The organism is Sorangium sp. So ce302, from assembly GCF_051530145.1.
Lineage (GTDB): Bacteria > Myxococcota_A > Polyangia > Polyangiales > Polyangiaceae > Sorangium > Sorangium cellulosum_B.
The window spans coordinates 2,067,959-2,092,021 of the sequence record NZ_CP150326.1 but is presented as its reverse complement, the minus strand read 5'-3'; the positions used below and the strand labels follow the sequence as shown (position 1 = coordinate 2,092,021).

Sequence of the window (24,063 nt, the reverse complement as noted above, 5' to 3'; positions counted from 1 at the left end):
GGGCACGAACAGCGCCTAATCCCAGATGCGCACGACCATGAGCCCGAGGTTCGACCGCTTCCCCGCGGCCACGATGCGGCCGTCGCGCTGGACGGTGACGGCGTAGAGGTAGTTCTGGTCCGGATGGTCGTCGAGCACGACGGCGCCCGAGGCGCCGAACCCGGCGTCCCTGGAGCCGTCCGGCAGGAGCCGCAGGATCGAGGCCGTGATGCCCGAGTTCACGGTGCCGCCCGCGACCGCGCCGAGGATCTTGCCGTCGGCCTGGAGGGCGACACCGTAGCCCCGCACATAGGGCTTCTCTTCGCCGCTCGCGTTCACCATGCCAGTCCCGCCGAACGTCGTGTCCGCCGAGCCGTCCGCGTTGAAGCGCGCGAAGGCATGGTGGTTCACGCCGTCGAGCGCGTATCCCACGAGGACCGGCTTACCGTCGCTTCCGAGGGCGAGGTCGGAATCGTTGTAGGGCGTCTGCGAGAGGTAGGCGATGCCGCCCGTTCCGAAGCCAGGATCGAGAACCCCGTCGCGATCGAGCCGCGCCGCAAGGAAGGTGGGGCCCGCGTCCCGCTCGGTCCCTCCGGCGACGATGTGATCGTCCTCCCCGAGCGCGACAGAGTGCAGCGGCCGCTCATCCATCGAGAAGAGACCCGAACCGCCGAAGTCGCGATCGAGGTCGCCCGTCGAGGAGAACCGCGCGACGATGCCGCGGCTGCCGGGGCCGACACCGACGGCGATGATCGCGCCATCGCTCTGGACGGCGACGTCGAAGCCCTCCGAATCACTGATCGTGGCCGGATCGAGCTTCGCGATCCCGCTGGCGCCAAAGGCCTGATCGATCCCGCCGTTCCCGTGGAACCGGACGACCGCGAGCTGGTGATCGCGCGTCCCCACCGCCAGGATGCGCCCGTCGGGCTGCAGGGCCAGCGACTCGACCGTCCCCTTCTGGCCGACGACGAGGCCGCCTGTGCCGAACTCCGGATCGAGCACGCCGCTCGGCAGGAAGCGCGCGAGCCCCCAGGTGTCCCCGTCGACCCCTGCGACGAGGATCCTGTCGTCCTCCTGGACGACGATGGCGCGCGCCTCGTGGGGCGTGCCGCTGGTGGCGATGCCCTCGCCGTCGAACGATGCATCGAGCGTCCCCGGCGGATCGGCGACGAGCAGCGAGACCGGCAGCTCCCGATCCTCCAGCCCGGGCGCGCTGGCCACGAGCGAGGGCGCGGCACCGCCGACCGCCGCGAGCGGCTCCGCGGTCAGCGTGAGCACGCCGGTAACCTCGCCGCCCGGGACCACGACCGGGCTCGCCGTGACGCCGCTCGGCAGGCCCGACAGCGAGAGCGCGACGTCGCCCACGAAGTCGTCCGAGCGGGTGACGGCGACGGTGAGCGACGTCGAGCCGCCGCGCACCACGCGCGCCGCCGCCGGGTCGAGCGCGATCGAGAAGCCCGCCTGCGGCGCCCCGCCGCCGCTGCCGTGCGCGGACAGGTCGCCGCCGCCTCCGCCCGACGCGGCGGCGCCACCGGCGCCAGCGCCGCCGTCACCGCCGGCTCCGTCGCGCGAGACGTCGTGAATGCCGAGGATGCCCTGGCAGCCGAGCGCGAGGGAGGCCGCGGCCGCCCCGGCGAGGAAGGCCGCGCGCGCGAGCCGGACACCCCGGGCTGGCCGGGGCAGCGCGCTCCTCTGCGCGAGCGGCGCGAGCGGGAGGATCATGCCGGCAGGCTACCACGTCGGCCCCCCGCCGGACGCAGCGCCCCGACGGCGCCGGGGGTCACGCGCTCGGAGACGACGCGCTCTCCACCTGCTGGGCGAGCTCATTCCACCGGGAGTACGCAAACCGGTACGGCTCGACAGACAGGCGCTTCAGGAACCGGAGGACCGACCGCGCCATGACGTCCACGTCGTGGCGCGGCGCCATCGGGTGAGAGCGCCATGCATGGAACCGCTCGACCACCTCCCGAGGTTCGAACGGAAGACAGCGCGAGTTCGGGCTTGGATCGGGATCCGGATAGGAGGTCAGCACCTCGATCTCCTGCCGCAGGAGGTCGAGCGCCCCGCAAGGATCGGCCTGCTGCAGGAGGCGCGCGTACTCCCGGTACGGGGTGTGGTGCGACGGGCTCAGCCGCAGGGCCTCCTCGTAGTAGAACCGCGCCCGATCCGGATTGCCCAGCCGATCGCGGTACAGGTTCCCGAGCCTGCCGTACGCCTCGACCGTCCCCGGATAGAACCGCTTCACGTCGTAGTAATCCGGGTGGGAGGCGTACGAGTTCCTCGGGGAGAAATCGGGCTCGAGCTCGGCGAAGCGCGCGTAGTGCCGCGCGGCCTGCTCATGAGCGCCCCGACGCTCGTAGAGCTCTCCGAGGTAGAAATGATTGACCGTGTAGAGGCGCGGGTCATGGTAGCAACGCGACACGCTGTCCTGATACCGCTCCTTCAGGGGCGCGCGAGGCATGACCTGAGCCGCTCCGCCCTGCCCCCTCGCCATGAGCGTCTCCGCCAGGTGGAAGGAGCGGAGGAGATGGCGCTCCGCCTGATCCGATTCGTGATAATGCCACAGGAACTGGCTGCTGATGATGTAGGCCCCCAGCGGGTGAATGCTGTCCTCGTCCATGAACGGATCCGCGTGTTGATAGGGGGCCTCGGACTGGAACGAAGGCGCGATCTCGTCCCACCAGCGCTCGAGCTGGCGGAGCGACGCGAGCGCGCGCTCCAGCGACATGGTCAGGCTCCGCTCGGAGTACCAATGGTAGATATCGTACGGCATGCGCAGGAAGTCGACGGCCTGCTTGAGCGCCGTGAGCTCCTCGCTGGACAGCGCTCGCCGCCTGGTCACGTCGTACTCGACGCGAGCGAGCCCCCGGTGCGCCCACCGGATCTGCTCCTCTTCCTCCTCCCGGAGCTCGGTCTGCAGAAGCTCGATCACGGTATCGATGTTCTCCCGGTTCGGCTCGTCGTCCTCGGCCTCGCGGGCGGCTTGCAGGACGGGGATGAACCGGGCCCAGCAAGCTCTGGTGTCGTAGACGCACCAGGCCGCATGGAACCTGACCAGCGGAGACGGAGACCGCAGCGCGCGCTCGTAGAGCAACGCGATCCGGTCGTCGAGCGCGTCTTCACGGCGCGACGCCTCCGCGAGGAACACGAGCGGTTCCGCCGTGCGGGCCAGCTCGCGGTCAGCCAGGTCGATCAGCTCATCGCGGGTGTACTGCGAGAGCGCCTCCCTGCCGAGCCGCGTGACCGCATCCTGAGCCATGAACCTGGGATTCAATCACAATGGACACGGCAGACACAGGCGTTTCCTTGGTCCGCCATGCCAGGACGTCCGCCACTCCCGGACGGTCCGCCGCGCCGCGAGAACCAGGGACAACTGTACATCCGTTCAATGATCTGCTAGCCGATCGACATGCGCCACCGCAAGGCCGCCGCCGCCGCCGCCGTCGTCGAGGAGCTGCCGCCCGCCGAGGAACCCATCGACGCATTCCCGCCCGACGACACCGCGGCGGACGAGCCGACCTCCGCCATCCGGGAGCCGCTCGCGCTCGAGCGGATCTGCATCGACTGCGGCAGCAGCGGCGGCGCCCACGACGGCTGCGCGCACCGCGAGCGCGCCCGCTTCCACGCGCCGCCGCGGGCAGCGCTGGAGCTCGTCGCGCGCCTGCGCCGGGCAGCCGCCGAGCACCGCGCCGCCGCCCGCGCCCTCCGCGCCCTGGTCACCGCCGAGCACGCGCGCGGTCGCGCCGAGATCGAGCGGGCGGATCCGGTCGAACCGCCGCAGCCCGAGGCGGCGCCGGAGCCCCCCTCGCCGCCCCGGCTCGAGATCGCGGCGCCGGAGCCGCCCGCGCCGCCCGCCGTCTGCCCGCGCTGCGCCGAGCAGACCGAGGGCGAGCCGACGGAGTCCGGGGCGCCGCCGCGCCGGCCCAAGCGCAAGGGGCGGGTGGCCCTCGAGCAGCAGGCGTTTCTCTTTTCGAGCGATTCCGAGCAACGCTCGCCGCACGGGACCTGAGCCGCGACCAAGGCGCTGCGGGGTGTCGATGCGCTCGCCATGGAGGCGCCCCCAAGGCCACGTCTTCGATCTCATGCGCCGAGCCGATCAGAAATGGCAACGACACTCGCCCAGTACTTCTTGGGTCTGCGCACAAACAACGTGTGCTCGTTCGAGTGACGAGAGTTGCGCGTCGGAGACCGGACAGGAAAGACCATGACATCGCCCAGCACGGCTCCGAGCCCCTGAAGCCGCCCGCCGCGGCGCTTTCGGCGCGCGACAATCGGAGCTGACAAGCATCGCGGTCCATCCGATACTCGCGCCGCTTGCCGCACAGCACGGCCATCAGCAGGCGACCGGGAGCCGGACGTGAGGACGCGGGAACGCGGGAGCTCGAGACGACGAGCGCTCGCTCCCACCGCGAGCGCGCCGCAGAGCGGCATGGCCACACGGGTGTCCCGTGCTACCCATTTCCGCTTGTGATCGCGGCACGACGGAACGCCGGCGCTGAGGACCACCGAGGATCCTGCCACCATGTCGCTCGATAGAGCCATCGGCATCATGTGCCCCGACATCTGGGGCAGCTATGTTTGCGAGCTTCTCGGCGGTATCCAGTCGGCCGCCGCGCGCGCCGGATATCGGGTGCTCGCCATCAGGGCGTCCCCGCGAGACGTCCACAGGCTGCGGCTCGCGCGAGACCAGGTCGACGGGTGGATCGCGCTCATCGACGCGGCGGAACTCGAGCCCTTCCTCGACGACGGCCGGCCCGTCGTGACCCTCAGCGCGCGCGCAAACGAGGACGCGCGCTGTCCCTACGTCCTGCCCGACAACCACGGTGGCGCCCTCTCGGCCGTGCGCCACCTGCTCGACCACGGCCACGAGCGGATCGTCTTCGCGGGCCACATGGCGCACGAGGACATCCGGCAGCGCTTCCAGGCCTACCGGGACGCGCTCGAGGAGCGCGGCATCTCGTTCGACCCCGACCTCGTCTTCGATCTTCCGAACAACGAGCGGGCGAGCGGGCGGCTCGCCGTGCGGCGCCTGCTGGAAGAGGGCGTCACCTGCACCGCGATGTTCATGTCGGCCGACAAGGAGGCGCTCGGGGTCCTCGACGCGTTCGCCGAGGCAGGCATCCGCGTCCCCGAGGACATCGCGCTCGTCGGGTTCGACGACATCGAGGCGGCCCGGTACGCCTCGCCGCCGCTGACGACGGTCCGCCAGCGGTTCGACCGGCTCGGCGGGACGGCCGCCGAGCTGCTCATCGACCTCCTCGCCGGGCGGGAGCTCCCCTGCGCGGGGCACATCGCGCCGACGACCCTGGTCCTGCGCCGCTCCTGCGGCTGCTCGCCCGCCCCGGCGCTGCGCGACGCGCCCCCGTCGTCCCGCAGCGCCGCGGCGCCGGCCAGCGCGCCCGCGTCGGCCCGCAGCGCCGCTGCGCGGGCCGGCGCGCTCGCGCGGGAGCTCGCCGCGCTCGCGAGCGCCTCGACGGCGCTCGATCCGAGCTCGCCGCCGGAAGAGGCCTGGCCCGGGGCCACGGAGGTGGTCCTCGGGCTCGAGGCGGCCGTCTGGGGCAGGCCCGGCCCGGCTGCCGCGGCGCTGGAGAGGGCCTGGCGAGAGGCCGCGGAGCAGATGCCCGACATCGACCAGCTCCTCGAGATGGTCGACCGGCTGGAGCGGGCCGGCCAGACGATGCTCCGCGGCGCGGGGGACGCCGCCGCCGAGCGGCGCGTCGCGGCGTACATCCGGGCGGCCCGGCGCGCCATGATGGAGGGCCGGGTCGCGATCGAGGCGGCCCGCGCCGACTACCTGAACGGCCTGCTCGACATCAACCTCGTCATCCGGGAGACGCTCCTGGCGGACGCGGGCGGCGGCGGGAGCAAGCTGAGCTGGCTCTCCGCGGTGCAGATGAGCTGGGGCTGCCTCGCCGTGTGGGAGGCGCCCGAGGACACGGGTCCCCTGCTGCGGGTCGTCGAGAGCTGCTCCCCCGGAGCGGCGGCCGCCACGCCGGAAGCGGGCGCGCGCGTCGCGGCCGAGGCGTTCCCGCGCGGCGACTGGCTGCCTGCCGCCGCCCGGCGGAGCGACCACGTCCTCCGGCTCATCCCGCTCCGCAGCGAGGGTGAGGATCGCGGCATCCTCGCCGTCTGCGCGCCGGTGAGCAGCCCGCTCGGGCTGGATCACCGGGACATGGAGATGTGGGTGGCGATGCTCACCGCGGCGTTCGAGCGCGCGTCGCTGATCGAGTCGCTGGTCGCGCAGGAGCAGCAGGCGCGCGCCGCCTACGAGCGCGAGCGCGCCCTCGCGGACGACGTGCGCCGGCTCGGGTGCCCGGTCATCCCGCTCGACCAGGGCGTGCTGCTCGTGCCGCTCGTCGGCGCCATCGATCTGGAGCGCGCGCGCCACGTGCTCGAGGTGGTGCTCGCGGAGCTCGGCCGCCAGGAAGCCGAGGTGCTGCTGATGGACATCACCGGCGTGCCCTTCGCCGACATGCAGGTCGCGGCGTCGCTGATGAAGACGACCCGCGCCGCCCTCCTGCTCGGCGCCGAGGTCATCGTCGTGGGGATGCGGCCCCAGGTCGCGCAGGGGTTCATCCGCCTCGGCATCGACCTCCAGGGGATGACGCTCCACCAGACCCTCGGCAGCGCGCTCTCGGCGCTGCGCCGCAAGCGGCAGCCGCTCGACGCGCCGCGGGTCCCCCGGGCCTGAGCCGTCGGCGCGCGCCGCGCCTCGGCTCCGCTATTCCGCTGCGTCTGGCCTCGCCGCGGCGGCCCCGCGGGCACGGCGGCCGCGCTTGCCTTCCCCCGGCTCCCCCGGCGCGCCGGGCGCCGCGCGCGGCTTGCCCTTGCTGACGCCGACCCGCCGCACGAACGACAGGAACTGGCGGAGCGTGGGAGACGCGTCGTCGGCGCGCCATGCGACGAGCAGATCGGTCGACGGCGCGCCCACGATCGGGCGCAGCGCGAGCCCCTTGCGACCGATATTCTTGATGGATTCCGGCAGGATAGAGACGCCGAAGCCCGCCGCCACCAGGCTCAGGATGTCGAGGTGCAGCGCCTCCTGCGCGATGCGCGGGGAGAAGCCCGCCGCGCGGCAGAGCCCCATCACCAGGTCGAAGAAGGCCGACCCGCGCTGGCGCGGGAACACGACGAACGGCTCGCGCGACAGGAGCTCGAGCGGGATGCGCTTCCGCGCGGCGAGCGGGTGATCGGCCGGCAGGGCGACCAGGAGCGGCTCGCGCCGGACGCACTCGGACGCGAGCCGGGCGTCGTGGAGCGGCGCCCTCACGAAGCCGACGTCGATGCGCCCGTCCTTCAGCGCCTCGATCTGCTCCTGCGGCGGCATCTCGCGGAGCGCGAGCTCCACCGCGGGGAGCTCCCCGCGAAAGGTGCGCACCAGCTCGGTGATGCCGCTGTAGGCGAGCGACGACAGGTACCCGACAACGAGGCGCCCCGTCTCGCCCACGCTCGCGCGCCGGGCCTCGTGCACCGCGAGCTCGAGCGCGTCGAAGACCCGCCGGACATGGGCGAGGAACACCGCGCCCGCGGGCGTCAGCTCGACGCGCCGCCGCGAGCGATCGAAGAGCGAGAACCCGAGCTCGGACTCGAGATCCTGGATCTGCCGGCTCAGCGGCGGCTGGGCGATGCCGAGCCGCTGCGCCGCGCGGCCGAAGTGCCGCTCCTCGGCGACGGCCGTGAAGTACCGGAGGTGGCGTAGATCCATACCTTGAAGGTATCGTGTGATACGAAAGAATAGATTGGACGAACGTCAAGGGCACCCTAAATGCGGAGCCTGCCCTCAGGCGCCACCCCCGGCCGGGGCGCTCCGGAGGGGGACGGGAATTGGCCCATGTGGCTCGTCCGGATCGCGCTTCAACGCACGTACACGTTCATCGTGATGTCGATGCTGATCGTCATCCTGGGCGTGTTCACCGTCGCCCGGATGCCGACGGACATCTTCCCGGACATCGACATCCCGGTCCTGTCGGTAATTTTCAACTACGGCGGTCTCCCCCCCGAGGAGATGGAGAAGCGCATCGTCAACAACTACGAGCGCTTCCTCACCACGACCGTCAACGACATCGATCATATCGAGAGCCAGTCGCTCACCGGCATCTCGATCATCAAGATCTTCCTCCAGCCCGGCGCCAGCATCGAGGCCGCGACGGCGCAGGTCACGGCGATCTCGCAGACGGCGATCCGCCAGATGCCGCCCGGGATCAGCCCGCCGCTCATCATCCGTTACAGCGCCTCGAACGTGCCGATCCTCCAGGCCGCGCTGGAGAGCGAGTCGCTGAGCGAGCAGCAGCTCTTCGATTACGCGGTCAACTTCATCCGCGCCGACATCGCCACGATCCGGGGCACGCAGATCCCGTACCCGTACGGCGGGAAGCAGCGCCAGATCATGGTCGACATCGACCCGCAGCGCCTCTTCGCCTGGGGGCTGTCGCCGCGCGACGTGAACGCGGCGCTCGGGCTGCAGAACGTCACCCTGCCCTCCGGCACGGCGAAGATGGGGGAGAACGAGTACCCCGTCATCATGAACAGCAGCCCCGCGGCCTTCGAGGAGCTCGGGAAGCTGCCGCTCAAGACGGTGAACGGCAGGACCATCACCCTCCGCGACGTCGCGAGCGTGCGCGACGGGAGCGCGCCGCAGACGAACATGGTGCACGTGGAGGGCAAGCGCAGCGTGCTCCTGAGCATCCTCAAGAACGGGAGCGCGAGCACGCTCGACGTCGCCTCGCGCATCCACGCGATGCTGCCGGCCACGCTGGAGAAGCTCCCGAAGGAGCTCAAGGTCTCGCTGCTCTTCGATCAGTCGGTGTTCGTCCGCGCCGCGGTCTCCGGGGTCGTGCACGAGGCGCTGATCGCCGCGGGGCTCACGGCGCTCATGATCGTGCTGTTCCTCGGGAGCTGGCGCAGCACGCTCATCGTCGTCATCAGCATCCCGCTCTCGATCCTCGTCTCGATCATCGCGCTGAACGCCCTCGGCCACACGCTCAACGTGATGACGCTCGGCGGGATGGCGCTCGCCGTCGGCATCCTCGTCGACGACGCGACCGTGGCCATCGAGAACATCCACAGGAACCTCGGGCAGCGGAAGCCGTTCCTGCGCGCCATCGTCGACGGGGCGCAGGAGATCGCCGTCCCGGCGCTCGTCTCCACGCTCTGCATCTGCATCGTCTTCGTGCCGGTCGCGTTCATCACCGGCGCCGCGCGGTCGCTCTTCGTGCCGATGGCCATGGCGGTCGTCTTCGCCATGCTCACGTCGTACTTCCTGTCGCGGACGCTCGTCCCGACGCTCGTGCGCCTCCTGCTCGAGCGCGAGGCGGCGGAGCACGCGCACGGCCACGCCGCTCCCCGAGGCCTCTTCGGGCGCGTCTTCGCCGCGTTCAACCGCGCCTTCGACCGGCTGCGGGCGGCGTACGGCGGGTGGCTCGCCTGGGCGCTCGCCCACCGCGCCCTGTTCGTCGGGGCGTTCCTTGCGCTCGTCGCCGCCTCGGTCGCGCTGATCCCGCTCCTCGGCCGCGACTTCTTCCCGACCGTCGACGCGGGGCTCATCAAGCTCCACGTGCGCGGCCCGCCGGGCACCCGCCTCGAGGAGAGCGAGCGGCGCTTCGCCCGGATCGAGGAGACCATCCGCGGGGCGCTCCCGCCGGGCGAGATCCGCACGATGCTCGACAGCATCGGGATCCCGGCGAGCGGCATCAACCTGTCGCTCAGCGAGGGCGCGCAGATCTCGTCGGCCGACGGGCAGATCTTCATCGCGCTCGCGGAGCACCACCGGCCCACCGCGGACCACGTCCGGACGCTCCGCGCGAGGCTCAACGCGGCGTACCCCGACACGACGTTCTTCTTCCTCGCCCCCGACATCTCGACGCAGGTGCTGAACTTCGGCCTCGCGGCGCCCATCAACGTCCAGGTGGTCGGCCCGATCGGCAAAGAGGACGAGACCTACGCCGTCGCGCTGAAGATCGCCGATCGCATGGAGAGGATCCCCGGCGCCGTCGACGTCCACCTCGCGCAGGTGCCGGCGAGGCCGCAGCTCCGCATCGACGTCGACCGCACGATGGCCGACCAGCTGGGGCTCAGCCAGCGCGACGTGGCGAGCGACGTGCTGGTCTCGCTCTCGTCGAGCGGGCAGACGTCGCCGACCTACTGGCTGGACAAGCGCGGCGTGCAGTACCTCGTCGCCGTGCAGACGCCCCAGTACGCGATGGGGTCCATCGACGACGTGAACACAACGCCGCTGTCGACCGGCGACGGCCGCCCCCAGCTCCTGTCCAACGTCGCGTCGATGTCGCGCGCGACCGGACCGGCGAACATCACCCATTACAACGTCGCGAGGACGTTCGACGTCCAGGCGAACGTCGACGGCACCGACCTCGGCTCGGTCGCGGGCGCCGTCTCGCGCGTCGTCGACGAGCTCAGGCCCGAGCTGCCGCGCGGGACGAAGGTGACCGTCAAGGGGCAGGCGGAGAGCATGGACACCTCGTTCACGGGGCTCGGCTACGGGCTCCTCTTCGCGGTCGTGCTCGTCTACCTGCTGATGGTCGTGAACTTCCAGTCGTGGCTCGACCCGCTCATCATCCTGATGGCGCTCCCGGGCGCGGTGGCGGGCATCGCGTGGGTGCTGTTCGTGACGCACACGACGCTGAGCGTGCCCGCGCTCATGGGCTCGATCATGTGCGTCGGCGTCGCCACGGCGAACAGCATCCTCGTCGTGACGTTCGCGAACGACCAGCGCAAGCTGGGCCGCGACGCGGGCACAGCGGCCCTCGCCGCGGGCATGACGCGCCTCAGGCCGGTGCTCATGACGGCGCTCGCGATGATCTTCGGCATGCTGCCCATGTCGCTCGGCCTGGGCGAGGGCGGCGAGCAGAACGCCCCGCTGGGGCGCGCGGTCATCGGCGGTCTCCTCGTCGCGACGCTGAGCACGCTCTTCTTCGTGCCCGTGATGTACAGCCTCCTCCGGAACAAGGCCCCGGCCAGAGACCTGCTCGCAGAGGACCTATGAGCTCCCCCGCCCGCCGATCCGCTGCCCCCCCGACCTCCGCTCCCCCGCCCCCGGGCAGCCCCGCCGACGACCTCGGGTTCGATCTGCCGCCGCCCGCCGTGCTGACGAGGACCCGCGGCCTCGCCCTCGGCGTGGGGCTCGTCGTCGTGCTCGGGGCGGCGTTCGCCGCGGCCTACCTGCCCCGCCGGAACGCCCGCGCCGCGCTCGAGCAGGGCGCGCGGGCCGCCGAGGGCGCGGCCCCGCGCGTGGGGGTCGTCGCGCCGCAGCCGGTGTCGAGCGACCGGGCGCTCGTCCTGCCCGGGAGCATCCAGCCCCTCGCGGAGACGGTCGTCTACCCGCGCGTGAGCGGCTACGTGCGGAGGTGGACCGCGGACATCGGCGACAAGGTCGAGGAGGGGCAGATCCTCGCCGAGATCGACACGCCCGAGCTCGATCAGGAGCTCGCGCAGGCCCGCGCGCAGCTGGTGCAGGCGAGCGCCGGCCTCGTGCAGGCCGAGGCCAACCGCGACCTGTCGAGGTCGAGCGTGAAGCGCTACGAGCAGCTCGTCCCCGCGGGCGTGGCGCCGCAGGAGGAGCTCGAGCAGCGGCAGGGGCAGGCGCACGTCGCCGAGGCGAGCGTCACCGTGGCGCGCGCGGCGATCACCGCGCAGCAGGCGAACGTCCAGCGCATCCTGGATCAGAAGAAGTTCGCGAAGGTCGCCGCGCCGTTCGCGGGGACGGTCACCTCGCGCACGACCGAGCGCGGGGCGCTGGTCACGGCGGGCAACGGGACGCCGCTCTTCACCGTCGCGGCGACCGACCCCGTGCGCGTCTTCGTGGGCGTCCCGCAGGACGTGGCGCCCAGCGTGCGGGTCGACGCGCCGGCGAAGGTCACGGTGCGCGAGTTCGCGGGGCAGCCGTTCCAGGGCACGATCGCGCGCACGGCCGGCGCGCTCGACGCGGCGACCCGGACGATGAACACGGAGGTGCGGGTGCCGAACCCCGACGGCCGGCTCCTCGCCGGCATGTACGCGGAGGTCGCGCTGACCTTGCCCACGCCGCACCGCGTGCTCGAGATCCCGGCGACGGCGCTCTACAACGACGCCAAGGGGCTCCGCGTGGCCGTCATCGACCCCGGGAGCAGGATCCGCTTCGCGCCGATCGTCGTCGAGCGCGACACGGGGGCGACGATCCAGGTGTCGACCGGGCTCGACGGGAGCGAGCGGGTCGTGAAGCTCGCGAGCGCGGAGCTGAGCGAGGGGATGGCGGTCGAGATCCTCCCTGAAGGGCCGCCGCCGCCGCCTCCGGGCGGGCCTAACCGCTGAAGCCAGCCTCGCTCGCGTCGAGCTCCTGGGCAAGCAGCGTCCTGAAGAACGCCGGGTGGTGGGGGACTTACCCCACCTTGCCGGAATGATGGGGTCGCCAAGACGCCATACGACGCCAAGATTTGGATGTCACGCTGTGACAATGTCACGATGTCACGCCGTGACAACGTCACGATGTCACGCTCCGCGAGCGTGCCTTCGTGCGGCGCAGCAGCGCGCCGAGCCTCTCCCCTCGTCCTCGCGAGCGGCGCGGCGCCAGGCGGGGGCGGCGCCCGGCGCGGCGCTACCGGGGGCGTCATGATCCTCGCAAGTGGTTGATATAAAACGCATTTTCGCGGACTGCAGGCGGCGCCACGGCCGCTCCCGAGGGGCGCCCGGCCGTCGTCGCGGCCACCACGGCGCGCGCGCCGCGCGGGGTGCGCTGCTCGCCAGAGCGCCGTGCGGCCCGCTGGCACGAAGGGTGGATACGCCCCTGACGGGGCGCGGGCGAAGAGGCGCTCCGAGACCGCAGCGGATGACCCCGATAGCCCTTCGCCCCGCCCCGCGTTGAGGCTGCAGTACCCTTCCAGGAAGGAATCGCGAACATGAGAGCCAGTAGCTTGATCTTCTGTGGAGCCGCGGCCGCCGCCATCGTCGGCATGGCGCCGTCGGCGCACGCCCAGGACACGTACCCTCTGGAGCCGGCGATCAGGTACTCCGTCCGCCCGGGCACACCGGAATCGGTGGGTCTGTCCAGCGCCCTCCTCGACCAGGCGGTCAACGAGCTGGAGGATGCGGTGGACGACGGGGATATCAATGGCGCGGTCCTCCTGGTCGCCCGCCGGGGCCGGGTCGTGCTCCACACCGCCGTGGGGACGAGAGACGGCCTGAACGAGGACGATCCGAGCATGCCCTCGGTGCCGATGCCGCTCGATGGGATCTTCGATCTCCAGTCCATGACCAAGCCGTTCACCGTCTTTCTCGCGATGAGAATGCAAGAGTCCGGGGATTACCCGGGGTTCAACATCAACAACACGGTCGCGACGTATTTCTCGGAGTTCGCCGTCTCCTCGGTCAATAACAAGAGCTCTGTCACGATCAGGGATCTGATGAGCTACGTATCGGGGGAGGATATCGACTACTTCGACGACAGCAACCCGAACGGCCTCTTCGACGACGCCGACCCCTGGCACTCGATGCTCGACGCGCCGCTGGCCCACCCGCGGGGGACGAAGGTCGTCTACAGCGATCTCGGCTTTCGGATCCTGGGCCACGTGCTGGAGACGGTCGGCGGCGACTCGCTCCAGAACCTGATGAAGACCTACATCTTCGACCCGCTGCAAATGAATGACACGGGCTTTCAGCCGTGGCTCAACATGCCGGAGAAGGAGGACCGCTTCGTCGGCACGGCGTGGTCCGCGGCGCGCGAGCGCTATCTCCGGGGCGAGGTGCAGGACGAGACCGACTACTTCCTCGAAGGGGACGGCCCGGACCCGGCCGAGCACCTCACCGGGTGCGACGGCCTGTTCTCGACCGCGAGCGATCTGGCCAGGTTCGCCCAGATGTTGTTGAACCGGGGCAAGCACGCCTACAGCTGCAACCAGTGGCCTCTCAACATGTGCATAGCCACCCTGCTCCCTGCCCAGGCCGTGCTCGACATGACCACGACCCAGACAGGCTCGCTCCACCTCAACAGGTCGGCCTGGACGTACTCCGAGAACCTGATCTACTCGCGCAAGGGGTACGGCTGGGAGATGTGGGACGCAGGCATGTGGCCCGGCGGAGAGTCGACATCGACCGTCGCCTACAGCAAGACAGGCGCCGCAGGGACGCTCATCGTGGTCGATCCCGAGCCGAGCCGCGAGATGTTCACGATCCTGCTCACGAACCACGGGCTGCCGAAGTACGACCATTTCACCGTCGACCCGGCGACGGGCAAGATCTCCTGGGAGGAGTTCGACTGGATGCTCGGTGACATCCGGGCCAACGAGGTCATGACCAAGGTCCACGGGTCCCTCACCTGGTGACCCGGCCCGCGGAGGCGAGGCGCGAGCCGGACCATTGCCAGGTGGGGCAAGAACGTTTGCCCTTATCGCGTCTCTGACCGTGCGGTACCACCTCCATACCAGATCACGGTGCTCGTACGAGCTCCGCAACGCGACGGCCACCCCGCTGGAGCGACGGACACCGAAAGCATGAATGGAGGCAGAGCATGACACACGACATCAAGAGCGCACAAGGCACACTCCTCGAAGGCCAGGACGGCTGCACCATGGCCCGATCCGAAGATGACCGACGAGCTCGGTCGAGCGGAAAGGGCCGAGGCATGAGGTTTCTCACGAAGCTCAGCGGGATGATCGCCGTCCTCGCCTCCATGGCGCTCGCGGGCTGCATCGCGCAGGAGGGCGATGAGGCCCTGAGCGAGGAGGACCTGAGCGAGGAGACCGTGGAAGAGGCGGAGCAGGCGCTCCAGATCGGCCTCACGTCGGTGACCTGCAACAGCGGCTGGCCTGGTACGCGGGGCTGCTTCAAGAAGATCACGAGCGCGACGGACATCGTCGCCGGCACGATCACCGTGCAGATCGATGGCCACAACGGCGCCGTCGGGTTCAGCGCGTCCCAGACCGGGCCCCGGACCATCGAGTTCTCGGCGAGCATCCGCGAGGGCGACGCGTTCAACCCGGGGGCGAACACGACCAAGTTCCTCGTGGCGTGGATGCGCCAGTAACAGCGGGACGAAGACCCGACCCAGGTCGGCGGCGCGGCGCAGCTTTGCCGCGCAGGGCCAACCCGGGTCGGGTCCCACAACCCCGGGACGGACGTGCGCGGATCAGGGGACGGAGCGGCCGACCGTCTCGGCCTTCGCCCACATCTGCGCGAAGCCTTCGGCTCCGCCGTAGAGCCGGTCGATGAGCTGCTCTCCGCCCGGAAGCGCCTCGACGTGCTTGAGGAAATCCGGGAAGAGCCCGATGTGAACGACCCCCTCCTCGTTGTAATCCCACGAGCGGCTCCCCATCCGGGCCCTGGGGAAGCTCGAGTAATCGACGCACGCCTCGGCCGCCGGATCGACGCACCGGTACACGATCTCCATGGCCTGCGTACAGAACGCGCGCGTCGCGGCCTGGACGCCGGCGCGGCTGTATTCGTCCGGAGTCGGCGCCTTGTAAGAGCAGGACGTCTTGTCGTTGCAGGCGCGGCCGACGAGGCCCGTCAGGTTTCCGCTGGTCTGGATGTCGAGGCAGCCGATGCGCGCGGAGCGCACGTCGATCTCGGCCCCTGTGCACCGGAGCTGCGCGGGCGGGTGGTTCCAGGCGTCGCCTGGCACCGTCACCACCTGGTCCCGGGGCGCCTGGCACTCGGGAGAGCGCGGCATGACGACCATCCCGTTGATGTCCGAGCCGAGGGTGATCTGAAGCGGCTTGCCGCCTGACGTGATCGCCGCCACGGCGGCCGCGTTCCGCAGGAAGGTCCGTGCATCGGAGTCGCCGAAGCCGACGCCCGCGAGCCCGCCGCGCGCGGCGAGCTCCGTGTACTGGGCGTTGGTCCGGCCGTTCTCGTTGCCGCTCGAGCCGCGGAGCCCGTTGTGCCCCGAGACGAGCGGATACGCGCCGCCGGGCGTCGTTCGGGTGAATGCGAGCACGTCGCTCACCATCCTCTGCGACATGTGATCGATGTCGATGACCATCCCGAGCCTCATCATCTCGTTGAGGGCGACGCGGCCCATGGGCAGGAGCCCCAGCCGGTTCTTGTGGCCTTCCCCCGGCTGGCAGCTCGGGAGCGGGATGTGACCGCCGGCGTCGCCGAGCTTCATCAGCTTGAAGAGGTCGTTCCCCGACTGGATCTGCTTCGTGATGCCCTCTCCGCGGGAGCACTCGAGGTCCCACCATTTCCCCGTCTGGAAGCGGTTGGCGCGCGCTACCTCGTCCTCGTAGGCGGCGGTCCCGCCGAACAGGTTGTCGGTGAGGTGGACCGGGAACACGTAGCGCACGCCGAGGACGTGGAGGCGCTTGATCTCCGCGCGGATCTGGGCCTCCGTGGGCGACGCTCTGTTCCACACGAAGTTGCCGATGTCGTCCAGCTCGACACCGACGATCACCGCGAGCTTGTTCTTCTCCACGATGCGCCGGAGATCGGCGGATGAACGCGCGATCTCCATCCACGCGTCGTGCTTGCCGACGAAGCGGACGAGCTCTTCGATCTGGAGATTGCCCGACGCCCTGTCGTCGACGGGCGGGTTTGCCTCGATGCCGTGGGCGAGCGTGCGGCTGTTGACGGCCAGCGCGACCATCACCCGGAGGCCACCCTCCTTCGCGCGGCGGATCCAGTCGACCCACATCTGCTGGTGCAGGATATCGTTATGCGCCGGGAAGTGCGCGAACGTCGGATAGCCCACGGGGCGCTCGACCTCGAACGAGCGGATGCCGTGGGATTTCGCCATTTCCCCGAGCACGATCTGGCGGACATGATTCCCGCACTTGTTCGTTAGGAAATCGTGACCCCGGTGGGTGCTGTAGCTGGTTCCCAGCGCCTCCGCGACGCTGGCGGCGCGCCGCGCCGACGCATTGCACGTGGCGCCTGACACGCCTTGACCGCTGGGATCGTAGATGGTCCCCGGCGCCATGAGCACGTCGACGTCGGGAGCGCCGTGGAGCACGTGCCCGCCGAAGCCGAGGTGCGCCATCGGGTGGGTGTGGAGATCGGCGAACCCGCGCAGCGGTCGGCCGGGAGCGTTCAGCGCGGAATCGAAGATCGGCGAACGCCGCGCCTGCGCGCTCACGGGGCCGGGGGCCGCGGACGTCACCGCGGCCGCGGCGATCGCAATCCAGGTTGGAGCAAGCGCAGGACCTGTCAATGGGCTTGTTTTCTTCATGCCAAGTTATCCTTCCGAGGTTTGCGAGCGACGGAGTCCATGCGAGTACCCACTTCGCCACCGAGTGGTACCGCATGGCCAGTGGCGCGATGAGGGCAAATTTTCTTGCCACCCTGTCCGCGCGCCGCGCGCTCCGTCGTCACACAGGCGCTTCGAGCAGCTCGATCGTGACCTTGGCGCCGCCTTCCGGGAGGTTGGCGCGCAGGACGAGCCCACCGCTCGATTCCACCATGCCGGCCACGAAGCCGAGCCCCTGTCCGGACCCGCCCGGCTTCAGGCTCGGCGTGTCGTGGAACCCGGGGCCGTCGTCCTTCACCTCGATGGCCACCCGTCCGCCGCCCAGCGGGCGCGCGTCCAGCGTCACGCTGGACGCCCCGCGCTCGCCCGTCCCCTCGCACGCGTTGACGAGGAGGTTGAGGAGCACTCGCTCCAGCACGTCGTGCCCCCCAGCGAACAGGACCGCGGTGCGCTCCGCGCGATCGGTGACGTCGACCTTCACCGCCTGGTAGCGCCGCCGGACGACCCGGAGCGCGCCGCGGGTCGCCTCGCCGATCTCGGCGGGGGCCGTCGCGCGCAGCGCGTCGAGCTCGCGTATCGTCCGATCGCGGATGTGCCCCATGGTCGAGGCGACATCCTCGACGCTCTCGCGGAGCTGCTCCAGCTTCCGCAACATGCGCTCGGCGCTCGCGGACTCGACCCGAAGGAGCTCGCGCCGGAGGAGATCGGTGTCGATGAGGGCGGCCGAGAGCGAGGTCTTCACGTCGTGGTGTTCGTGCAGCATGACGCTCAGGTTCCGCTGCGCGCGCTCGGCGCGCAGCGTGGAACGCGCCCCGAGCTCGACGACGCGGACCGTGCGCATCGTGGCGAGGAGCGCCGCGCTGGCGGCCGTCAGGAGCAGGAGGAAGAACAGCGACGCCGGCGCCCAGAAGTCGCCGTGTTGGCCGCCGTTCAGCGCGCGGTCGAGCACGATGAGCACGAGCGCGGAGAGCGCGTTCGCCGCCGTCGCGAGGAGCACCGCCCGGCGGACGAGCCGGAACGCGCTCACGGACACCGGGATCAGGAGCGCGGCCATATCGGGCAGGTGCAAGATTCCCGGGTAACCGTCCCAGGGCCAGAGCACGTTCGGCAGCAGCGCCAGAAAGCACAGGAGCGCGTCGAGGCCGACCGAGACGAGGATCAGGTGAGGAGGGGCATCGGTCCTCCGGCTCCTCCACCACACGTACAGCGAGGCGGCAACCGCGCCGAGGAGCAGCGGAACCTCGATGAGCGAGCGCGCGTGAGAGCCTGACGGCGTCAAGCCCCCGACGGCGAGGAACCGCGCGAGGAGGGCCGCGCAGAAGACGCTCCGCGCGATCGAGGCGGTGCGCTCACCCCGCAGCGCCTCGCGCGTGATGAGGGCGTCGAGCTGCGCGCCAGTCGACGGCGCCGACGGCGCCGACGGCGCCGACGGCGCCGGGAGGCTGGCCAGCTCCGCCCGCTTGAGACTATGCGCCCCCATGAACCGGGGGCATGCTACCACACGATGCTACGCTGGCTGGTCGTGGAGGATGACGCGAGGCTCAGGCGCGCGCTGCGCGAGGCGCTCGAGGCGCGCGGCGCCGAGGTCGTCGCGTGCGCGTCGGTGGCCGAGGCGCACAGCGCGCTCGCAGGCGGGGCGTTTCAAGGGATCATCGCCGACGTGATGCTCCCGGACGGGAACGCCGTCGACGTCGTGGAGCGGGCCATGACCTGCGCTGTCGCGCCGACGATCGTGGCCATCAGCGGCTCGGCGAGCCCGGCCGTCTCGTTCCGGCTCGCCCAGATGGGCGTGCGCTCGTTCCTGGCGAAGCCGCTGCGCCTCGAGGAGCTGGAGCGCACGATCGACGACGCGCTGAGCCGGCCGCCCGATCTCCGGCCTCAGGTGCGCGCGGCGGTGGGGCGGGCGTCGATCCAGGACGTCGAGGAGCAGGTGCGCACCGTCATGGTCGACGAGGCGCTCGCGCGCGCCGGAGGAAACCGCCGGAAGGCGGCAAAGCTCCTGAACGTCTCGCGCCAGCTGCTCCAGCACATCCTCCGGCGGCGATCGTAGGAGAGGCCAGCGCCACCGCGCACGGGCCGTGAACCACGGCAAATTCCTCCTCTACCGCAAGCGGTGGCGAGCGGGACGCGCCGGGGCCGGCGCCGTCACTTCCCCTGTGTCGCCGCGAACGGGTTGAGCTCGTTCGTGAACAGGTCCTCGGCCTTGATCTGCCCCGCCTTGAGGTCGCCGTCCTTCACCAGCCAGTCGATCCAGATCTGGTATTCCCCGGCCGACAGGAGCCCGCCTTTGCCGGCGACGCCCAGGCTGGTCCAGTACTTCACCAGCGACGCGTCCTCGTTGCGGCCCCGCCGCTCGATGATGCGCTGCAAGCGGGCCACCACCTCCTCGCGCGGCGTGCTCCGGGCCCACTCGATGGCGCGCGCCGCGGCCTCCACGAACTTGCGGGCGCTGTTCGGGCTCTCCTTCAAGAATCGCTTGCTCAGCACGTAGCTGCCGGCGGTGAGCTCGCCGAACAGCTCGTGATCCGAGAACAGCGCCCGGACGCCGCCGCGCTCCAGCGCCTTGTCGCGCAGGATGTCGCCGAGGACGGCGACCTCCACCTGCCTCTGTCGAAGCGCCTGCTCCGCGCTCACCGGCGGCAGCACCACCAGCGTGACCTGCGCGATCTCGGCGCTCGTGAGCCCCTGCCGCGACAGGTACTCTTTCAGCATCAGCTCGTGGTGCGCGCCCAGCGTGTTCATCGCGACCTTCTTGCCGATCAGGTCCCGCGCCGCCTGGATGGGGCTGTCCTCGGTCACGTAGAAGCCGCTCCACCGCTTCGCGTCGATCCCGTAGCCGCCCACCACCGCCCGGAGCGGCGCGCCGGCGGCGATCAGCTTGATCACCGCGCCGTTGAACGCCTGCCCGAGATCGGTGTCTCCGGTGACCACGGTCTGGATGTCCTGCGGCCCGCTGATCGTGTTGCCGACGTAGCTCAGCTTGATCGGGGCGAGGTACCCCAGATCCTCCGCCAGCTCGGGCACCGAGACCATGCCCGAGAACCCCTGATAGCGCAGCTCCTGCACCTCGTAGTCGCCGGAGGCGCCGTCGCCGTTGCCGGGGCCTCCCTTCGAGCAGGCCGCGAGCGCGAGCGCGGCGCAGAGGGCCGCCGCGAGCCTGCGGCGTGTCGCGGCGATCGAAGATGGCTTGTCGAGCTCTCGCATGGTGGTTGTCTCTCCTCGGCCGTTACTCGGCGGCGGCGGGCTCGGCGGGCGCGGGGCTCGCCGCCGCCGCGCTGGACGTCCTGCGCGCCACGGCGAGGAGCAGGCCGAAGAACACGGACAGGAGCAGGAACATCGTTTGGAGCCCCAGGCTCCGGCCCAGGAGGCCGCCCACGGTGCTGCCGACTGCGCGAGCAGGGCGAGGTCGGAGCGGACGCCGGAGAGGCGGAGCGCTCGAGGGTGCGCAGACCGCGCCGTGTAAGGGCCGAAGACGATCGGCGACATGAGCACGGTGATCAGGAACGAGAGCCCGATGAGCCGGTACGTGCCCGAGAAGCCGAGCGCCTTCGTGAGGCTGGCCGCGAGCATGGGGCCGAGCAGGAACATGCCGACCATATGCGTGCCGCGGTACCAGCCGGCCTTGCCCTCGCCCACCGTCTCGAGCTGCTTCATGAACACGGTGCTCATCGAGACGAAGCGCATCGGCATGAAGAAGCTGATCGCCGTCGTGAAGGCCAGCAGGAACACCGGAGACGGGACCGCCGGCAAGGCCATGTAGAGGGACCCGGCCACGAGGCTCCCCAGCACGAACAGCCGCGAGGGCCCGAGGTGATCCACGAGGAGCCCGATGGGGATGCTCATCAGGAGCACCCCGACGCTCTGCGATCCGGAGATCAGCCCGAGCAGCGCCTCGTTCGCCCCGAGCTCCAGCGCATACAGCGTCGTGCTCACCTTGGCCACGCCGACGCTGAGGCCCATGACCGAGGACAGCGCCGCGAACACCAGCAGGAAGCGGTTCTTGTCGATGAAGGAGCGCAGTTGGACCTCGGTGCACGGCGCGGATCAAGCCTGTTGATCCGCGCCGGCGAACACCCGCGGTCAGCAACCCCCATGCCGCGCCGGAGCGGGCCGGAACGCGGGGCCGGGAGCTCCCTCGCTGCTGCCGTGGCAGCAGCGGGTGGTGATCCGGTGCCCCGGCGCGAGCAGGCGCGCGCTCGAGCGACCACGCAACGCTGGACCGCTACGACGGCGCGACGCGATCAACCGGCCAAGCGACCAACCGACCAACCGACCAACCGACCAGGCACGCGCGCGCCGCCGATAGCAGGTTTTGCACGGAACCGCCCGCGCTTTGTTGTTGCCCTCGTCATTTCGAGGGTGGTACTGGTGCAAGGCATGAAATTCTCTGCGATTCATGCATTGATCACCGCGTGCGCGCTCTGTTCCACGGCCGCGTGCTCGTGGCAGCCGTATGGCGAGGTCCGCGTCGTGAGGCGGACGAAGGTCGGCGGCGAGCTCGCGATCCTGGGCGATCGCGAGGTGGCCATGCAGAAGGCGAGCCAGACGATGGCCACGACCTGCGGCGGACCCGAGAGCTACGAGATCGTCGAAGAGGGCGAGACCGTGGTCGGGGAAGAGTCCGTGTCGGAGTCCAGCGAGCGCCGCGAGAAGGATTTCTTCGGGCCGAAGAAGCGGAAGCAGGAGAGCACGCAGACGGTGCAGAAGACCGAGTGGCGCGTGAAGTACGAGTGCAAGACGGACGAGCCGGCAGCCGCCGCGGAGGGGTCGCCCGCGGGCGACGCCGCGCCCGCGGAGGCCACCGAGGGCAAGACCGAGGGGCGCCGCGTCCACGAGGTGATCATCCGGTTCTGACGCGCGCGGCGCGCGGCGGCGACCTGTCCGTCGTGGAGCAGCAAAGCCGGCCACCGGGTCGCTCCCGGTCGCGCCGGCTTTGCCATCGTGCTCCCGGCCTGCCCAGTGGTAGATCTGGTGCAGCATGGACGTTCTTGAATTGGTCGAGCGCGCGGCGGCCGCGCCATCATTGCTGCTCGCGACGGACTTCGACGGGACCATCTCCGAGATCACCGCGGTCTCGGGCGGGGCGGTGGCGGCGCCGGGCGCCCTCGGGGCGCTGGAAGCGCTCTCGCGGGCGCCGGGCACGACCGTGGCGATCGTCACGGGGAGGACGATCCAGGACGTCGCGGCGCGCACCGCGGCGGTCGGCGCGGCGTGGCGCGTGGGCGAGCACGGGGCGGAGATCGCGACGCCGGACGGGGAGCTCGTGTACCGGGCGGAGTCGCCGACCGAGGCGCTCAACGCGCTGGAGCGCGAGGCGGACGAGGCGGTGCGGCGGGTCCCTGCGCTGTGGGTCGAGCGCAAGCGCTGCTCGATCGCGCTCCACTGGCGGCTCGTCCCGGCGGAGGCCCGGCCGGCGGCGTTCGACGCGCTCGGGGCGTGGGCGGCCGCGGCGGCGCGGAAGGGGTTCGTGGTCATGAGGGGGCGCAGCATCCACGAGGCCCGGGACGCCGCGCACGACAAGGGCCGCGCCCTCGCGTTCCTGCTGGCGCGGCTGCCGCCGGGGACGCTGGTGGTCTATGCGGGCGACGACACGACCGACGAGCCGGCGATCGCCCATGCCCGGGCGATCGGCGGCGTGGGCGTCTACATCGCCTCGTCCGAGCGGCCGGACACCGCGGTCGAGCCCGACCTGACGCTCGATGGGCCCGGGGCGTGGATCGCGCTCCTCGAGGCGCTCGCGGCGCGGCGCGGCGGCGAGATCGGCGAGGCGCCGCGCCTCGTCTGAGGGCCGTACTCAAGTTCTCCGTTCTTGTACGTCAGAGAGAAGATCAGGAGAAGCGGTGTTGCGTGCGCGGCGCGCGCGACACGGGTGTACGGCGGGCAGATGCGGTGGGGTGGTGAGCCGGACGGCGGTGACGCGCCTCGAACGGAGCGGAATCCCAGCTGCGAGCTCCGCCGCCAGCAAACCGAGCGCGCCGTTCGTCCATGGCCGCTCGAAGGAAGAAGTCTGATTAGCGGGTGAGCTGGACCGACAGTAGAGTTCGGCGCATGTGGACATTTCACATCTCAGCACTTCCGCTCCGCCGCACGAGCCGCGTGCAGGCGACATCGGTGCCGCTGTGCCTCGTCGTCGCGCTGGCGGGCTGTTCGCCCAAGGCCCGCAGCTTCCAGGGGTCCGGCGGCGCGGGCGCCGGCAGCGGCGGGGATCACGGGGTCGGGGCGGGTGACCCCGGCGCTGGCTGGGACGGAGAGGCCCCTGCGTGCGCGGCCGAGACGCAGGCGACCGACTGCGACGATGACAATCCATGCACCGCGGACGCGTGCACCGCAGGCGCGTGCGTCAACGTCCCGCTCGACGGCGTGCCGGCCCTGCCGTCCGGGCAGATCGCGGGCGACTGCCAGATCCTCACCTGCGCTGCGGGACAGCCGTATCCTGCGCCGGACGGCGCCGACGCGGAAGACGACGGCGACCCATGCACGAGCGACGGGTGTCAACGCGGGGTCGCCACGCACGTCGTGGCTGCAGGCTCGCCGTGCGGCCAGGGCCGCGCCTGCGACGCAGCGGGCGCGTGCAGGGGCGCGAACGGCCGGGCGTGCGGCGGGCCGAGGGATTGCGCGAGCTGGAAATGCGTCGACGGCGTCTGCTGCGACACCGCTTGCGACGAGACCTGCATGGCCTGCAACGTCGAGCGGTCGATCGGCACGTGCTCGCCCCTCGGCCCCGGAGTCGAGGACGAGCCGGACTGCGAGCTGGACGACAAGGTCTGCGATGGCGCGGGCGCTTGCAAGCTGGCGCCCGGCCGGCGGTGTCATCGACACGAGAGCTGCGCGAGCGGCGTCTGCCGCGGGAGCGGCCGCTGCGGCGAGTTCACGAACGAATGAACCGCGGGCGACCAGCCCCAGTGCCCCATGGC

16 protein-coding genes and 1 pseudogene are annotated in these 24,063 nt (G+C 71.0%); 10 read left to right on the top strand and 7 right to left on the bottom strand.

The window, feature by feature from the left end; genetic code table 11:
* Positions 1–15: 15 nt before the first annotated feature.
* Positions 16–1,701, bottom strand: a complete 1,686-nt coding sequence (locus WME73_RS08085; protein ID WP_437915313.1) for a hypothetical protein — start codon at positions 1,699–1,701, stop codon at positions 16–18.
* Between the two features lie 58 nt (positions 1,702–1,759).
* Complete coding sequence (locus WME73_RS08080) at positions 1,760–3,238, bottom strand: tetratricopeptide repeat protein (protein WP_437915312.1); 1,479 nt, start codon at positions 3,236–3,238, stop codon at positions 1,760–1,762.
* Between the two features lie 150 nt (positions 3,239–3,388).
* Between WME73_RS08080 and WME73_RS08075 the strand changes: the two genes are divergently transcribed.
* Complete coding sequence (locus tag WME73_RS08075; RefSeq protein WP_437915311.1) at positions 3,389–3,988, top strand: hypothetical protein; 600 nt, start codon at positions 3,389–3,391, stop codon at positions 3,986–3,988.
* Between the two features lie 513 nt (positions 3,989–4,501).
* Positions 4,502–6,670 carry a substrate-binding domain-containing protein gene (locus tag WME73_RS08070; RefSeq protein ID WP_437915310.1) on the top strand — a complete coding sequence of 723 codons (2,169 nt, stop codon included), beginning with the start codon at positions 4,502–4,504 and terminating at the stop codon, positions 6,668–6,670.
* Between the two features lie 30 nt (positions 6,671–6,700).
* Here the strand turns inward: WME73_RS08070 and WME73_RS08065 are convergent, their stop codons facing one another.
* Complete coding sequence (locus WME73_RS08065) at positions 6,701–7,684, bottom strand: LysR substrate-binding domain-containing protein (RefSeq protein ID WP_437915309.1); 984 nt, start codon at positions 7,682–7,684, stop codon at positions 6,701–6,703.
* A gap of 126 nt (positions 7,685–7,810) precedes the next feature.
* Between WME73_RS08065 and WME73_RS08060 the strand changes: the two genes are divergently transcribed.
* The 4 genes from WME73_RS08060 (at position 7,811) to WME73_RS08045 (ending at position 14,989) form a co-directional block, all read left to right on the top strand.
* Positions 7,811–10,978 (top strand): efflux RND transporter permease subunit, encoded by a 3,168-nt coding sequence (locus WME73_RS08060; protein WP_437915308.1) that lies wholly within the window; start codon positions 7,811–7,813, stop codon positions 10,976–10,978.
* On the top strand, positions 10,975–12,282 hold the full coding sequence (locus WME73_RS08055) for an efflux RND transporter periplasmic adaptor subunit (RefSeq protein ID WP_437915307.1): 1,308 nt from the start codon (positions 10,975–10,977) through the stop codon (positions 12,280–12,282). Before WME73_RS08060 ends, WME73_RS08055 begins: the two co-directional genes overlap by 4 nt.
* 584 nt (positions 12,283–12,866) lie before the next feature.
* A complete protein-coding gene (locus tag WME73_RS08050) occupies positions 12,867–14,288 on the top strand; it encodes a serine hydrolase domain-containing protein (RefSeq protein WP_437744906.1) in 1,422 nt (473 codons plus the stop codon).
* Positions 14,289–14,587: 299 nt separating this feature from the next.
* Positions 14,588–14,989 carry a hypothetical protein gene (locus tag WME73_RS08045; RefSeq protein ID WP_437744905.1) on the top strand — a complete coding sequence of 134 codons (402 nt, stop codon included), beginning with the start codon at positions 14,588–14,590 and terminating at the stop codon, positions 14,987–14,989.
* A gap of 102 nt (positions 14,990–15,091) precedes the next feature.
* On the opposite strand, the gene WME73_RS08040 is transcribed toward WME73_RS08045, so the two are convergent.
* Both WME73_RS08040 and WME73_RS08035 read right to left on the bottom strand, forming a co-directional pair.
* The gene (locus WME73_RS08040) at positions 15,092–17,131 is read right to left on the bottom strand and encodes a membrane dipeptidase (protein ID WP_437915306.1); all 2,040 of its coding nucleotides are present in this window, start codon (positions 17,129–17,131) and stop codon (positions 15,092–15,094) included.
* Positions 17,132–17,270: 139 nt separating this feature from the next.
* A complete protein-coding gene (locus WME73_RS08035; RefSeq protein ID WP_437915305.1) occupies positions 17,271–18,629 on the bottom strand; it encodes an ATP-binding protein in 1,359 nt (452 codons plus the stop codon).
* A 24-nt stretch (positions 18,630–18,653) separates the two neighbouring features.
* On the opposite strand from WME73_RS08035, the gene WME73_RS08030 reads away from it, so the two are divergent.
* The gene (locus WME73_RS08030) at positions 18,654–19,199 is read left to right on the top strand and encodes a response regulator (RefSeq protein WP_437744902.1); all 546 of its coding nucleotides are present in this window, start codon (positions 18,654–18,656) and stop codon (positions 19,197–19,199) included.
* 95 nt (positions 19,200–19,294) lie between these two features.
* Here WME73_RS08030 and WME73_RS08025 read toward each other — a convergent pair whose 3' ends face one another.
* Both WME73_RS08025 and WME73_RS08020 read right to left on the bottom strand, forming a co-directional pair.
* Positions 19,295–20,353 carry an ABC transporter substrate-binding protein gene (locus WME73_RS08025; protein WP_437917368.1) on the bottom strand — a complete coding sequence of 353 codons (1,059 nt, stop codon included), beginning with the start codon at positions 20,351–20,353 and terminating at the stop codon, positions 19,295–19,297.
* Positions 20,354–20,593: 240 nt separating this feature from the next.
* Positions 20,594–21,109 (bottom strand): annotated as a pseudogene (locus tag WME73_RS08020) (MFS transporter); the annotation flags it as partial.
* Positions 21,110–21,526: 417 nt separating this feature from the next.
* Between WME73_RS08020 and WME73_RS08015 the strand changes: the two are divergent.
* From WME73_RS08015 to WME73_RS08005, 3 genes are all read left to right on the top strand, one after another.
* A complete protein-coding gene (locus tag WME73_RS08015; RefSeq protein WP_437744898.1) occupies positions 21,527–22,003 on the top strand; it encodes a hypothetical protein in 477 nt (158 codons plus the stop codon).
* A gap of 124 nt (positions 22,004–22,127) precedes the next feature.
* Entirely contained in the window at positions 22,128–22,934 is an 807-nt protein-coding gene (otsB, locus tag WME73_RS08010; RefSeq protein ID WP_437915304.1) for a trehalose-phosphatase, read from the top strand.
* Positions 22,935–23,197: 263 nt separating this feature from the next.
* A complete protein-coding gene (locus WME73_RS08005; RefSeq protein WP_437744896.1) occupies positions 23,198–24,031 on the top strand; it encodes a hypothetical protein in 834 nt (277 codons plus the stop codon).
* Positions 24,032–24,063: the final 32 nt, after the last annotated feature.

Coding starts and splice junctions, on each gene's coding strand:
- WME73_RS08085 (WP_437915313.1), bottom strand. CDS start 1,701: ATGATCCTCCCGCTCGCGCCGCTCGCGCAGAGGAGCGCGCTGCCCCGG.
- WME73_RS08080 (WP_437915312.1), bottom strand. CDS start 3,238: ATGGCTCAGGATGCGGTCACGCGGCTCGGCAGGGAGGCGCTCTCGCAG.
- WME73_RS08075 (WP_437915311.1), top strand. CDS start 3,389: ATGCGCCACCGCAAGGCCGCCGCCGCCGCCGCCGTCGTCGAGGAGCTG.
- WME73_RS08070 (WP_437915310.1), top strand. CDS start 4,502: ATGTCGCTCGATAGAGCCATCGGCATCATGTGCCCCGACATCTGGGGC.
- WME73_RS08065 (WP_437915309.1), bottom strand. CDS start 7,684: ATGGATCTACGCCACCTCCGGTACTTCACGGCCGTCGCCGAGGAGCGG.
- WME73_RS08060 (WP_437915308.1), top strand. CDS start 7,811: ATGTGGCTCGTCCGGATCGCGCTTCAACGCACGTACACGTTCATCGTG.
- WME73_RS08055 (WP_437915307.1), top strand. CDS start 10,975: ATGAGCTCCCCCGCCCGCCGATCCGCTGCCCCCCCGACCTCCGCTCCC.
- WME73_RS08050 (WP_437744906.1), top strand. CDS start 12,867: ATGAGAGCCAGTAGCTTGATCTTCTGTGGAGCCGCGGCCGCCGCCATC.
- WME73_RS08045 (WP_437744905.1), top strand. CDS start 14,588: ATGAGGTTTCTCACGAAGCTCAGCGGGATGATCGCCGTCCTCGCCTCC.
- WME73_RS08040 (WP_437915306.1), bottom strand. CDS start 17,131: ATGAAGAAAACAAGCCCATTGACAGGTCCTGCGCTTGCTCCAACCTGG.
- WME73_RS08035 (WP_437915305.1), bottom strand. CDS start 18,629: ATGGGGGCGCATAGTCTCAAGCGGGCGGAGCTGGCCAGCCTCCCGGCG.
- WME73_RS08030 (WP_437744902.1), top strand. CDS start 18,654: ATGCTACGCTGGCTGGTCGTGGAGGATGACGCGAGGCTCAGGCGCGCG.
- WME73_RS08025 (WP_437917368.1), bottom strand. CDS start 20,353: ATGCGAGAGCTCGACAAGCCATCTTCGATCGCCGCGACACGCCGCAGG.
- WME73_RS08015 (WP_437744898.1), top strand. CDS start 21,527: ATGAAATTCTCTGCGATTCATGCATTGATCACCGCGTGCGCGCTCTGT.
- otsB (WP_437915304.1), top strand. CDS start 22,128: ATGGACGTTCTTGAATTGGTCGAGCGCGCGGCGGCCGCGCCATCATTG.
- WME73_RS08005 (WP_437744896.1), top strand. CDS start 23,198: ATGTGGACATTTCACATCTCAGCACTTCCGCTCCGCCGCACGAGCCGC.